The sequence below is a fragment of the Bacillus sp. JKS001846 genome (assembly GCF_900176455.1).
Lineage (GTDB): Bacteria > Bacillota > Bacilli > Bacillales > Bacillaceae_G > Bacillus_A > Bacillus_A cereus.
The window spans coordinates 4,461,870-4,475,051 of record NZ_FWYG01000001.1 but is presented as its reverse complement, the minus strand read 5'-3'; the positions used below and the strand labels follow the sequence as shown (position 1 = coordinate 4,475,051).

The window sequence follows — 13,182 nt, the reverse complement described above, 5'->3', positions numbered from 1 at the left end:
TATACATTTGTCGGTCAGTCGATATATTTAAAGAATCGCCGATATAAATCTCATGTATCATTAGTGATATCCATATGCAAAATTACTGAACTTGAACAGAAACATTCTCCTCTTGTTCTTCAGGTTTAACAAGTGCATAACGCTCCCATGCTCTACTTTTCCAGCGGAAGAACATAATAATGGCACGTGTCCATTCGTCGATGGCGATTGCTAGCCAAATACCAACGAGCCCCATATCTAAATGAAAGGCGAAAAAGTAACCTAGTGGTAAACTCATTAACACCATAGAGAATGCACCGATTAAAACAGGATATTTTGCATCACCAGCTGCACGAAGCGAATTAATGATGACGATGTTCATCGTACGTCCCGTTTCAAGTAGTACACTTAGTAAAAGAACACTTGCGCCTAACCCGATAATGTGCGGATTATCTGTAAACAGTCCCATTAATTGTGTACGGAATGTAATAACGAGAGCGACCATACATAAAGTTACACCAATTGCCCATTTTACACTTTTCCACAAGCGTTCGTATGCTTCATCTTTTTCGCCACCACCAACGAGGCGGCCAATAATAATGGCTGTTCCCATACCAATTGCAATTGCAAATAAATAAGTGAACATGGAAATGTTAGTAGCGTATTGTCTAGCAGCTAATGATTCCGTTCCTAAGTACGTTGCGTAATAAAGGAAGACGATTTGACAAGCTTGATACATCACTTGTTCAAATGCAGATGGAATGCCAATTTTTAAAATTTTCCCAATGTATTCTTTGGATAAAGTGAAGTAATATTGTAATTTCACACGATATTCCATAACGCGGTATAGTAACCAGAAGAAAACAATAAGTGCGATCAATCGACTGATAGCGGAAGAAATTGCAGCCCCTTGTACACCGAGCTCAGGGAAACCAAATTTCCCGAAAATGAGTACGTAGTTTCCAACGATATGAATCATATTCATTCCGAGTGAAATAAACATCGCTTGCTTTGTAAAACCGTGTACACGGATAATTGCGGCTAATGAGTTAATAATAGCTTGTAGGAAGATGGCTCCTCCGACGATAGATAAGTAGTTTTGCGCATACGTTAGTACATCGCCTTGTAAGTTCATTGCGAGCATCATATGTTTCGAAAATAAAAGAAAACCAGCGCTTATAACGAGCCCAACTATTAAATTTAATGTGACGGCTAATGCTGATATTTTAGATGCTTCCATAAAGCGTTTGGAACCGAGGTATTGAGATACAACGATAGCAGCGCCGTTCCCGATGACTTCTAATACCAAAATCGCAATATGAAGATATTGATTCGCTGCACCAACCCCAGATACAGCATCGTCTGATAATGCACTTAACATGAAAGTATCAGCGATCCCCATTAACATAAAAAGAAAAACTTCTAGAAAAATAGGCCATGTTAATAAGAATAAACTTAATTTCTCAGTAGGCCCGTTTTTTGCCTGAATTGCTGCCATGTCCGTCCCCTCTTTACCGATATCTATTTTTAGCAAAATGTATCGTAACATACTTTCTTAACCTTTGCACTCATTTTAGCCTACATATTTTTATTATGAAGAGAGTGCTATTTTATGATAAAAACAAAAGGATAATTATACATAAAATATTATGAGATATAAAATTCGTTTTTCTCTGATAATTTAGAAAAGTGTAAAAAAATATTATTTTTAACACTTTAGTATGAATAATCAGCAATATGAAACGTTTACAAAGGTATATTTTTTAACGGAAAATTTTAATGAAATAGAAATATAAATATACAAAAAATATATTTGTGTGTATAATATGAATTATTAGAACATATATATATTTCTTTTTGTTTGAAAATGAAAGGGTTAACATTTTTTTGGAGGGTGGAAGTATGAAAAAAAAGATACCAGTTTTTGTAGCATCAACAGTAGCGATGAGCATGATGTTAGGGGCATGTAGCTATCAAAAAGATGAATCGCAAGCAAACGCTAAAGGGGATAGCGGAAAAAGCGGTGCGAAGCAAGTTATTAACTTAATTGAAACACAAGAAATTCCAACGATGGATCCAGCGTTATCAGCTGATGCAGTTTCTTCAAGAGTAATGACTAATACGATGGAAGGCTTATACAGTTTAGGAAAAGATGATAAGCTAGTTCCTGGTGTAGCGAAGGAATTCAAAAAATCAGAAGATGGTAAAAAATATACATTTAAATTACGTGAAGACGCAAAATGGTCAAATGGTGAGCCTGTGACGGCAAAAGATTTCGTATATGCATGGCAAAGAGCGATTAACCCAGATACAGCTGCGAAATCAGCGTACATTATGTATGATATAAAAAATGCAGAGAAAATTAATAAAAAAGAGATGAGTCCGGATCAATTAGGGGTAAAGGCGATTGATGATTATATATTAGAAGTGGAATTAGATAATTCAATTCCATACCTTGTAGATTTAATGGTATATCCAATCTTCTATCCTGTGAATGAAAAGTTTGTGAAAGAGCAAGGTACGAAGTTTGGTTTGGAAGCGAATACAACTCTTTATAACGGGCCATTTACATTAAGTGATTGGCAACATGAACGTAGCTTTAAAATGACAAAGAGCGCGTCATATTGGGACAATAAAGAAGTGAAGATTGAAGAAGTAAACTTTAATATTGTAAAAGATACATCTACGCCAATTAACTTATATGAAACAAATGCAATTGATCGAGCGTCGTTATTAGCGGAGTTTATTGATAAATATAAAGGAAAACCAGATTTCCAAACAGTAGAAGATACATCTGTATTCTTCCTTCGTTTAAATCAAAAAGATCCAGCTTTAGCAAATAAAAATATTCGTAAAGCAATTTCACTTGCTTTTGACCGTAAGCCATTCGTGGATACATTATTAAATAACGGTTCTAAGCCAGCGACAGGATTAATTCCTGATAACTTCATTAAAGGACCAGATAAAAAAGATTTCCGTGCTGTAAACGGGGATATTGTAAAACCAAACGTGAAAGAAGCGAAGAAATATTGGGAAGCTGGTAAAAAAGAACTTGGTAAAAATGAAATCGAATTAGAATTATTAAATGAAGATGTAGAGTTATCAAAGAAAACTGGTGAATATTTAAAAGGTGAATTAGAAAAGAATTTACCAGGTTTAACAGTAAAAATTAAACAACAACCATTCGCACAAAAACTAAAATTAGAAGATGCGGGCGATTATGTCATGTCATTCTCTGGATGGAGTGCGGACTTCCCAGATCCAATTACATATCTTGATATGTTTGTAACAGATGGGTCACAAAATAAGATGAAGTACTCTAATCCAAAATACGATGAAATCATTATGAAGGCGAAAAAAGATGGAAGCGATGTAAATGCTCGTTGGAAGAACTTATTAGAAGCAGAAAAAATGTTACTTGATGATGCTGCGATCGTTCCAGTATATCAACGTGGTAGAGCATATTTACAAAGAGATTCAATTAAAAATATGTATAACCATAAATATGGCGGCGATTTAAGCTTTAAATGGGCGTCAGTAGAGAAATAAGAAAAAAAAGCAGGTGATCACCTGCTTTTTTTAATACGTTCGTTTCTTATAAATGCCTTTTCCGCCAACTTGGTTCCAGCCAGATTGTACATCCAAACTTTTGTTAACAAACTTCATTTTTTCTTTTCCACCAAAGAGCTTTTCGCCGATGCTATTTGTAATGACACCAATCAATGCTGTTATTCCGATGATGAGGGCAGCAACCGTAATAAAATCAATAAAAAAAGCAATCATTTGAAAACTCCCCCTTTGCCTGTCTGTATGTTTATTGTATGAGATAAAAAATGAAAAAGAAAGAAATGTCAGAAAAATATTTAATTTACTTTAGAAATCATGTAGACAGGAGGGAGGATATTTGTTAAAATAAGAACAAATGTTCCTTTTTATTCTCATTTGTATAGTCTTACATTTCTTAATTGATTTATCAAGAAAAAGTAAGAAAACGTTCTCTTTTTCATAGGGAAGATTATAGATAAATAACTATATATTATATGAAAAATCTATGGGAAGTGAGTAGTAAAAGGGTTGAAAGTTATTGTTAAAGTACAGCTGAAATGAGCGTAATCATGTTACATAGCAGTGAAATACACGGGAGAGTTTTCTCAACTAGCAGGAAATTTACTGTATATTTCTTGCAAAATCTATTGTATAATGATTATAGAAGTTACTTATTAAAAGTAATTGTTGTTTATTATAAGTTGTTGCTTACATGAAATGTGATTTTTGTACTTTTCAATAAGACAAGTTATCACGAAAAATTGCTGAAGTTAGAAATTAAAACTGTATTTAGTACAGAATTTGTACTCTTTAAGGAGAGTGAGCTTTGTATGGTAACATTATATAGTTCTCCAAGCTGTACGTCTTGTAGAAAGGCGAAATTATGGCTAGAGGAAAATCATATTCCCTATACAGAACGTAATATTTTCTCAGATCCATTAACGATTGAGGAAATTAAAGAGATTTTACGTATGACAGAAAGCGGAACGGATGAGATTATTTCTACTCGTTCGAAAGTTTTCCAAGAATTGAATGTAAACTTAGAGTCTTTACCACTTCAAGATTTATATAAGATGATTCGTGACTATCCAGGGATTTTACGTCGTCCAATTATGATTGACGAGAAACGCCTTCAAGTTGGTTACAACGAAGACGAAATTCGTCGTTTCTTACCACGTACAGTAAGAACGTTCCAATTACGTGAAGCACAACGTCTTGTAAATTAATTATAATAATATGAAAACCTTCTACCTATTATATAGTAGAAGGTTTTTTTTAATGTTTCACATTGCGTAATCGAACTTGTTGTACAATAAAGCCGATGCATAAAATAGTGAAAATGAACAAATAAGGAATGCTTGCAGTGAAACTTGGATTGTTATGAAAAAAGGTTGCAAGTCTGTCTTCATGTGTAACCATTTTTCCTGCAGTATAGGCAAGAATTGCTGCACCGCAATAAATGAGGAATGGAAATCGCTCCATAAGTATTAAAATAAGTTTGCTGCCCCAAATAATAATCGGGATAGAAATGAGTAAGCCGATTATGACGAGTAAAAATCTCCCGTGAGCTGCACCTGCAATGGCAATAACATTATCAAACCCCATAACGAGATCCGCGAAAACAATTGTCCGCACAGCTTGAAATAAAGTTGTTTTTCCTTGAATAGAAGAAAGATCGTTGCTATTATCGGTTAATAAATTGACTGCAATTAATGTAAGTAAAACCCCGCCAATCAATTGTAGAAATGGAATGTCGAGTAAATAGACAGCTAGTATAGTAAGGACAATTCTTAGTACAATCGCTAAAAGAGTACCGATCAAAATAGCCTTATTTCGTTTCGATTCAGGTAAATTTCGGCTAGCTAGTGCGATGACGATTGCATTGTCACCACCTAATACAACATCGATACCGACAATCATTAGTACGGATGTTAAAAACTCTAAGTCCATTCGTCTGCCTCCATTTATGATGTTTTAATAAGCGAACTATATGTATGTGATGAAGAAAGTTGTTGTTAAATAATCTCTTCTAATAGAAGTTTCACTTTATTACAGTGTACGGGGGAATGTGGAAATGTATGTCCAAATTTTTTGTAAGTAAGAAATCGCTATAATAATATATTTACGTAGTTGATCGAGTAAAGATAGGCATATAACTATTTTTGTAAAATAAATCGATTTTATTTCCATTCTGGAGAATCTTATCATAAAATGAGAGTACAAGAATCTATTGATTTGTCATATGAGTGGGGAATCCCTTCATAACAATTCTAAGCAGGAAGGGAGAGTTGTATTTTGGATATTGAAAGAATTAATGATCATACGATGAAATTTTTTATTACGTACATTGATATAGAGGATAGAGGATTTAATCGTGAAGAGATTTGGTATGATCGCGAACGAAGTGAAGAGCTCTTTTGGGAGATGATGGACGAAGCTCGTGATCATGACGATTTCTTTATTGATGGGCCGTTATGGATTCAAGTGCAAGCAGTCGATAAAGGGATTGAAGTACTTGTCACGAAAGCAGAGCTTTCAAAGGACGGGCAAAAGCTGGAACTACCGATAGGGGTAGACAAAATTATAGATATTCCTCTAGATGAAGGCATCGAATCATTATTCCAGCAAGAATTAGTCGAAGAGGTAGAAGAACAAACAGGAACAAACTTTAATGAAGATGGTACGTTTGGCTTTTTAATTAAGTTTAATGATTTTGAAGATGTCATTTCATTAAGTCATCGTCTTATCTTTGAAGATATAAAAGATGAGCTGTATTCATTTGAGAACCGCTATTATGTATATGTGGAATTCGATGAAGTGCTACATGATGAAGAAGAAATCGATCGTATTTTAAGTATTATTTTAGAATATGGAGAAGAATCAACTTTAACAATTCATCGTGTAAGTGAGTATGGAAAACAAATTGTGAAAGAGCATGCGCTTGAAACGATTCGCAATAATTTTCCTGCTAAAACGTAGGCCGATTTCTGTAGTATGAAATCGGCTTTTTATATGAAGAATAGGAAAGCTTTCTTAGTTAGGAGGTAAGAGATGAAAAATACGTTAAAGCTGATTTTCTTTATACTGCTATTGTTCGCATTATTTGTTTCGTTACGTATGTTTATTGATGTAGCATTTTATTCAGATGTGATTGGGATAAAAGATGTTTCGGTTTTAGGTATTATTAGTATTTTATTTACAGTATCTGCGTTTTTAATTGGTTGCGTTATTTTCTTAGAGAACCGTCATCCGTCAAAAACACTTACATGGCTCATTGTGTTAGGTATTTTTCCGGTATTTGGATTCTTCGCTTATTTATTATTCGGACAGAACTTTCGGAGGAAGAGAATGTTCCAAAAGAAGGCGTTGCTCGATGAACAAGCGTTTTTACAATATAAGGGGCATGAAGATTACGAAGAACGGATTTTACGCAATCATAAGCATCAAGAGCTGTTATTTCGTTTAGCGGATCGCTTAGGCGCTTTAAATATTTCATTTCAAACTGAAACGAGAACATTAACAAATGGAGATGAAACGTTTCAGGCCATTTTAGATGGATTAAAACGAGCGAAACATCACATTCATATGGAATATTACATTGTGCGTGATGATAAGCTTGGAACGGAAATTAAAGATATTTTAATACAAAAATCAAAAGAGGGCGTAGTCGTTCGTTTTTTGTATGATGCGGTTGGAAGTTTTAAATTATCAAAATCGTATATTGAAGAATTAAACGATGCAGGAGTCGAAATGATTCCGTTCTTCCCTGTACGCTTTCCGATTTTAAACGATAAAATTAATTATCGAAATCATCGAAAAATCGTTATTATTGATGGAAAAGAAGGCTTTGTAGGTGGATTAAATATTGGTGATGAATATTTAGGGAAGGATAAGTACTTCGGCTTTTGGCGAGACACACATTTATATTTGCGTGGTGAAGCTGTACAAAGTTTGCAGCTTATTTTCCTTCAAGATTGGTTTTATATGACTGGTGAGGCTGTGCTAGCCCCTGAATATTTACAAGCGAAAGCAGTTGAGGGGGAGCATTGGGGAGGCGTGCAGCTTGTTGCAGGTGGGCCTGATAATAAATGGGAAACGATTAAGCATTTATATTTTGCCATGATTGCTTCTGCTCGGAAATCCATTTGGATTGCAACGCCGTATTTTATTCCGGATGATGATATTTTATCCGCATTAAAGGTTGCTGCACTTGCTGGTATTGATGTTCGTTTATTAATGCCGAGTAAACCGGATAAGCGTACTGTCTTTTACGCATCGAGATCTTACTTCCCAGAGCTTTTAGATGCAGGTGTAAAGATATATGAATATGAAAAAGGTTTTCTTCATAGTAAAGTTGTCATCGTCGATTCTGATTTAGCTTCAATTGGGACAGCTAATATGGATATGAGAAGTTTTCATTTGAATTTTGAAGTAAATGCCTTTTTATATGATACAGATAGCATTCGAAAACTTGTTCAAGACTTTAAAGATGATTTAGAAGAATCAAGTGAAATTCATGTTGATCATTTTCATAAAAGACGTCTTCATAGACGAATTGTTGAATCAACATACCGCTTATTATCACCTTTATTATAAAAAGAGATGTCCGAAATTGGGATATCTCTTTTTTAAAAGGAATTTGTAACAAATTGTAGAATATAAGGAGCTGAAAGGGTGTGATTACGATATTTATCGCTAAAAGAGAAAACGGAGAGAAAATTCATTTACTCTATAATTGTAATGAAAAGCTTTTGCGCCGTATGCGTCAACAAGAACGATTCTTTTGTGTAGCTTGTGGAAAGGAAGTGCAAATGAAATTAGGGAAACAAAAAGTTGGCATTTTGCTCATAAAAAAGTGGATTCATGTCTTGCCTTTTATGAAGCGGAATCAACGTATCATATGCACGGTAAAGAATTGTTATATAGATGGTTCAAGCGTCAAAACTTTCAGGTGGATATAGAGTACTACCTTCCAGAAATTAAGCAACGACCAGATGTTTTTGTAGAGAGGGCGGGCAGAAAAATTGCAATTGAATACCAATGTGCAAACCTCGCTATAGAGCAGCTGTACAAAAGAACATATTCGTATTGGCAAGCTGGTATACAGGTCATTTGGATCGTTGGTGGAAATCAATTGAAAAAGCAATCTGCATATTGGATGAAATTTTCCTCACTTATGGCTTTCTCCTTACAATCTTATCCTCAGCCACTTCTTATTTTCTTCTGTCCGAAACAAAAATCATTTATGAAATGTGCATTTGTCACTCCCTTTTCTACAAATGTCTTTTTCTCACATACTATATATTTACCAACTGATACGACTACTTTTGAAATGCTTTTTTCTCCCGTTCCTTTCGGGAAAGAAAGATTGGGTGAAGAGTGGAAGAAGAGAAAGAACTACTTCCGCAAAAATGCCCTGCCGATTTGGAATTATAATTATAAGTCATTATTACGCCTCTTATATCAATTTAAATGTACCCCAGCAAGCTTTCCTTCTGAAATTGGTGTTCCACTCCCTTCTGCATTTGCTTTACAAACAAACCCATTTATATGGCAAGCTTTTCTATATATGAAGTGTATAGGGAAGCTTGCAGTGGGAGAGTGTATTTCTCTTCAATACGTGTGTAGTTATGTAAAAAGGTATACGAAAAGGCGGATACTTCCGTACTTTTCAAAGCATATATGGAAAGTGGCAGTTACTGAATATATGACATTTTTATGCTATATAGGTGTTTTGCGTAAAGTGGGAACTTATACGTACCGGAAAATAAGGGATGTCATGATGTTAAAAACAGAGGAGGAGATTATAAAACATGATGAGATTTGCTTAATACATGCGCTATCTTTATTTGAGGCAAATTTTAACATGAGAGGAGGAAAAGGGGATATAATAAAGAATGATTGTGAAGGAATTACATAAGAAAAAAACGAATTGTACTTAAGTAGAGATATTTAAAGGAGGGCTTAAAGAATGTCTGAACAAAACAAAGCGAAAGCATTACCAGATCGCAACGAGATTGAAGAAGCAAGTACGTGGCGATTAGAAGATATTTTCCAAACGGATGCAGAATGGGAAAAAGAATTTCAAGCTATTAAAGAGCTATTGCCGAAGTTAACTGAATTTAAAGGGAAACTTGGTGACTCTGCGGACAATTTACTTGAGGCATTGCAATATGAAGATGAAATTTCAATGCGATTAGGTAAGTTATATACATATGCTCATATGCGTTACGATCAAGATACAACAAACTCTGTATATCAAGCATTAAATGATCGCGCAACAAATTTATATTCACAAGTATCTAGTAGCACAGCGTATATTGTTCCTGAAATTTTATCGATTTCAGAAGATACACTGCAAACATTCTTGAAGGAAAATAGAGATTTAAGTGTATATGAACATGCATTAGAAGAAATTACACGTCAACGCCCGCACGTATTATCAGAAGCTGAGGAAGCTTTATTAGCGGAAGCATCTGAAGTAATGAGTTCATCAAGCAATACATTCGGTATGTTGAATAACGCGGATTTAAAATTCCCATCTATTAAAGGGGAAGACGGAGAAGAAATAGAAATTACACATGGCCGTTACATTCAGTTTTTAGAAAGTGATGATCCTCGTGTTCGCAAAGATGCATTTAAAGCTGTATATGAAACGTACGGAAAATTTAAAAACACATTCGCAAGTACGTTAAGTGGAGCAGTAAAACGTAATAATTTCAATGCGCGTGTTCGTAAATATGATTCTGCTCGCCAAGCTGCATTGAGCAATAATAATATTCCGGAAGCAGTATACGATCAACTCGTTGAAACAGTAAATGACAACTTACATTTATTACACCGTTACATCGATATTCGTAAGCGTGCACTAGGACTTGATGAGCTTCATATGTATGATTTATATACACCACTTGTACCAGAAGTGAAAATGAATGTGAAATACGAAGAAGCGCAAGACCTTTTATTAAAATCTTTAAACGTACTTGGTGATGAATATGTTGATATTTTGAAAGAGGCATATGAAAATCGCTGGGTAGATGTGTATGAGAATAAAGGAAAACGAAGCGGGGCATATTCATCTGGTGCATATGAAACAAATCCGTATATTTTAATGAACTGGCATGATAATGTAAATAATTTATTTACACTTGCTCATGAGTTTGGTCATTCGGTGCATAGTTACTATACAAGAAAAACACAACCGCACGTATATGGTGATTATTCCATCTTCGTAGCAGAAGTGGCATCTACTTGTAATGAAGCGCTTCTAAATGATTATTTATTAAAAACGACAGAAGATAAGAAAGAGCGTCTATATTTATTAAATCATTATTTAGAAGGGTTCCGTGGTACTGTATTCCGTCAAACGATGTTTGCAGAGTTTGAACATATTATTCATAAGAAAGTACAAGAAGGACATGCTGTTACGCCAGACATGCTAACGGAAATTTACTACGATTTAAATAAGAAATATTTCGGTGACGCTTTAGTAATCGATGAAGAGATTGGTTTAGAATGGTCTCGTATTCCACACTTCTACTACAACTATTACGTATATCAATACGCAACAGGATTTAGTGCAGCGACAGCTCTATCTAAACAGATTTTAGAAGAAGGACAACCAGCAGTAGAACGTTATATTAACGAGTTCTTAAAAGCAGGAAGCTCTGATTATCCAATTGAAGTGCTGAAAAAAGCAGGAGTAGATATGGCATCTCCTGAACCAGTAAAAGAGGCACTACAAGTATTTGAAGAGAAATTAAATGAATTAGAAGCATTATTATTTGAAGAAAAGTAATGAAAAAAGACGAGGGATTGTATCCTCGTCTTTTTTGTTGAATAGATTTAATGTCGATATTTGTTGAAAAAAAGATGAATTTCTTTATTTTTTCTAACTGAAAGGATAGCTTTACGGCTGATTTTTGAACTTAAAACCCTTTGAATCGTTTTTTATAATTGAAATAAGAGAGTGTGATAACGATGATTCCGAATAAAAGAGGTAAGGCAATAATTTTAGGAAAAGCTTGTAGTAGAGAGAGGATGTACAAGAAAAAAGAAACGATGACAGCTAGAAAGAGAAGAGCAATATAAGATTTTTTCATAAATAAACCCCCTAAATGACCTTTTTTATAGCTTATTCAAAAATGAAAACGTTTAGAATGTGACAAAAGTGTGAAATTCGACAAAAGGGGTTGTCATCTGACGTCGAATCTTGTAATATAATAAGCATGAACGAATTCACATACAAACATATACCCCTTTGTTTGAACGTGAAAATTTCTCCCATCCCCTTTAATATTTTTATAAGCCGTAAAGAAGAAGACCTGGTGTTTACACCAGGTCTTTTTCTTTTGCTATCCATTTCCAATAACGTTCGCATTTTACTTCAATCATTTGTACTTTTCGTTTCAGTTGTAATTTTTTTAGTTCGCGCTCAATTTCTTGCTGCGGACAGTCATAAATAAATGCTACTTCTTTTGAAGATATAAATTGTGTTGCTTCTAGTAGCACTTCTAAAGGTGGTAATGGTTCTGGCTCAATTTCACATTTTACAAGTTCTTTCAATAATTGTACGTATACATCGTAGGAATAATTTCCAGCGATTTTAATACCTTCTTCATCTGAGTTCGCATGAAAAAAGACGAGGGAAGGTATTTCTGTAATATGCATTTCATTCGTGAATTTCAAGTCACATTGGAAAGCTTTTTTTGCACTAGCAGAATGTAGATCTTTTTTAAATTCTTCTACATCAATATTGCTATCTCTCGCACATGCAAGTAATAGTTCGCAATCAGGGTTTGATACATTTTCAAGGAAAATGTATTCTTGGAGTTTTCGCAAAAACTTCGAACCTGCTTTTCGGCCTTGCAACTCCGCTGCCTTAATTGCCATCGAAACTAAATATGGTGTTGACGATGCTTCTTGCATATGTACCTTTCCATCACATGAAAAACCTTGTAAACTGGTTGTCTTTTCCCACACAAATCGAATATTAGCAGGTTTATTCCATTTGTGTGAGGAAGCGTTCGTTCCATCCACTTTCCCTGTTACGATATGACGAATAGAGAAGTATTTCCCGTATTCAAGCCATAGTTTAATAATAAAAGGCTCAATTTCCCAGCAATCTTTACAAAGTGGATCAATAAATAAATATGCTTCTACAGACTTATGCTCGCATGCGGAAGGAGATGGCATATTTATATGCTTTGCTTCCTGCTTATCCATTACACTTCACCTGTTTCGTTTGGAGTATTAACCATATGCTGAGCGGTTAATGCTAAACGTTCAAAAACAAACTCTCTTATATGACCATGCACTCCAGTATCATCCATTGCTTGCTCCATACATGATAGCCAAGCCTCTGCTCGTTTTGGGGTAATCTCAAACGGGAGATGGCGTGCTCTTAACATAGGATGACCATGTTCTTCAGTGTACAAATTAGGACCACCTAAATATTGGGTTAAAAATTGCTTCTGCTTCCTAGCGGTTTCTGTTAAATCTTCCGGGAAGATGGGAGATAAGTCAGGGTGTTTACTGACATAGGAATAAAATGTATCTACTAATATTGCAATGCATTGTTCACCGCCAATTGCTTCAAATGGTGTCATCGGTTGCTTGCTCATCCTTTATAAACTCCTTTTTCCATGAAATGTATAT

The 13,182-nt window shown here is 34.7% G+C and carries 11 protein-coding genes and 1 pseudogene; 6 read left to right on the top strand and 6 right to left on the bottom strand.

The features are described 5' to 3' along the window. Positions 1-82 precede the first annotated feature (82 nt). Positions 83-1,528 (bottom strand): MATE family efflux transporter, encoded by a 1,446-nt coding sequence (locus B9A45_RS23885; protein ID WP_002100828.1) that lies wholly within the window; start codon positions 1,526-1,528, stop codon positions 83-85. A 353-nt stretch (positions 1,529-1,881) separates the two neighbouring features. Here B9A45_RS23885 and B9A45_RS23880 point away from each other — a divergent pair, with 353 nt between their 5' ends. Continuing rightward, complete coding sequence (locus tag B9A45_RS23880; protein ID WP_000727248.1) at positions 1,882-3,528, top strand: peptide ABC transporter substrate-binding protein; 1,647 nt, start codon at positions 1,882-1,884, stop codon at positions 3,526-3,528. 30 nt (positions 3,529-3,558) lie between these two features. Here the strand turns inward: B9A45_RS23880 and B9A45_RS23875 are convergent, their stop codons facing one another. Further along, complete coding sequence (locus B9A45_RS23875) at positions 3,559-3,762, bottom strand: hypothetical protein (RefSeq protein WP_000559971.1); 204 nt, start codon at positions 3,760-3,762, stop codon at positions 3,559-3,561. Positions 3,763-4,355: 593 nt separating this feature from the next. Between B9A45_RS23875 and spx the strand changes: the two genes are divergently transcribed. Next, complete coding sequence (gene spx, locus B9A45_RS23865) at positions 4,356-4,751, top strand: transcriptional regulator Spx (RefSeq protein WP_000258267.1); 396 nt, start codon at positions 4,356-4,358, stop codon at positions 4,749-4,751. 49 nt (positions 4,752-4,800) lie between these two features. Here the strand turns inward: spx and B9A45_RS23860 are convergent, their stop codons facing one another. After that, entirely contained in the window at positions 4,801-5,475 is a 675-nt protein-coding gene (locus tag B9A45_RS23860; RefSeq protein WP_000362615.1) for a TerC family protein, read from the bottom strand. Between the two features lie 345 nt (positions 5,476-5,820). Between B9A45_RS23860 and mecA the strand changes: the two genes are divergently transcribed. The 4 genes and pseudogenes from mecA (at position 5,821) to pepF (ending at position 11,323) form a co-directional block, all read left to right on the top strand. Next, complete coding sequence (gene mecA / locus B9A45_RS23855) at positions 5,821-6,504, top strand: adaptor protein MecA (protein ID WP_000350716.1); 684 nt, start codon at positions 5,821-5,823, stop codon at positions 6,502-6,504. Between the two features lie 72 nt (positions 6,505-6,576). Continuing rightward, positions 6,577-8,121 carry a cardiolipin synthase gene (locus tag B9A45_RS23850; RefSeq protein ID WP_000799197.1) on the top strand — a complete coding sequence of 515 codons (1,545 nt, stop codon included), beginning with the start codon at positions 6,577-6,579 and terminating at the stop codon, positions 8,119-8,121. 80 nt (positions 8,122-8,201) lie between these two features. After that, positions 8,202-9,445: pseudogene (locus B9A45_RS23845) on the top strand (competence protein CoiA family protein). Between the two features lie 51 nt (positions 9,446-9,496). Further along, on the top strand, positions 9,497-11,323 hold the full coding sequence (gene pepF, locus B9A45_RS23840; protein WP_084065212.1) for an oligoendopeptidase F: 1,827 nt from the start codon (positions 9,497-9,499) through the stop codon (positions 11,321-11,323). Between the two features lie 130 nt (positions 11,324-11,453). Here the strand turns inward: pepF and B9A45_RS32310 are convergent, their stop codons facing one another. The 3 genes from B9A45_RS32310 to B9A45_RS23825 form a co-directional block, all read right to left on the bottom strand. Beyond that, positions 11,454-11,627: a hypothetical protein gene (locus B9A45_RS32310; RefSeq protein WP_000750355.1), complete on the bottom strand. Its 174-nt coding sequence runs from the start codon at positions 11,625-11,627 to the stop codon at positions 11,454-11,456. A gap of 229 nt (positions 11,628-11,856) precedes the next feature. Then, complete coding sequence (locus B9A45_RS23830) at positions 11,857-12,750, bottom strand: ClpXP adapter SpxH family protein (RefSeq protein WP_000360656.1); 894 nt, start codon at positions 12,748-12,750, stop codon at positions 11,857-11,859. Continuing rightward, complete coding sequence (locus tag B9A45_RS23825) at positions 12,750-13,148, bottom strand: globin domain-containing protein (RefSeq protein ID WP_000043386.1); 399 nt, start codon at positions 13,146-13,148, stop codon at positions 12,750-12,752. Before B9A45_RS23825 ends, B9A45_RS23830 begins: the two co-directional genes overlap by 1 nt. Positions 13,149-13,182: the final 34 nt, after the last annotated feature.

What these genes read in the sequence shown, in the direction of transcription:
- B9A45_RS23860 (WP_000362615.1), bottom strand. Translation starts at nt 5,475, where the DNA reads ATGGACTTAGAGTTTTTAACATCCGTACTAATGATTGTCGGTATCGAT.
- pepF (WP_084065212.1), top strand. Translation starts at nt 9,497, where the DNA reads ATGTCTGAACAAAACAAAGCGAAAGCATTACCAGATCGCAACGAGATT.
- spx (WP_000258267.1), top strand. Translation starts at nt 4,356, where the DNA reads ATGGTAACATTATATAGTTCTCCAAGCTGTACGTCTTGTAGAAAGGCG.
- B9A45_RS23830 (WP_000360656.1), bottom strand. Translation starts at nt 12,750, where the DNA reads ATGGATAAGCAGGAAGCAAAGCATATAAATATGCCATCTCCTTCCGCA.
- B9A45_RS23875 (WP_000559971.1), bottom strand. Translation starts at nt 3,762, where the DNA reads ATGATTGCTTTTTTTATTGATTTTATTACGGTTGCTGCCCTCATCATC.
- B9A45_RS23880 (WP_000727248.1), top strand. Translation starts at nt 1,882, where the DNA reads ATGAAAAAAAAGATACCAGTTTTTGTAGCATCAACAGTAGCGATGAGC.
- B9A45_RS23885 (WP_002100828.1), bottom strand. Translation starts at nt 1,528, where the DNA reads ATGTTACGATACATTTTGCTAAAAATAGATATCGGTAAAGAGGGGACG.
- B9A45_RS32310 (WP_000750355.1), bottom strand. Translation starts at nt 11,627, where the DNA reads ATGAAAAAATCTTATATTGCTCTTCTCTTTCTAGCTGTCATCGTTTCT.
- B9A45_RS23850 (WP_000799197.1), top strand. Translation starts at nt 6,577, where the DNA reads ATGAAAAATACGTTAAAGCTGATTTTCTTTATACTGCTATTGTTCGCA.
- B9A45_RS23825 (WP_000043386.1), bottom strand. Translation starts at nt 13,148, where the DNA reads ATGAGCAAGCAACCGATGACACCATTTGAAGCAATTGGCGGTGAACAA.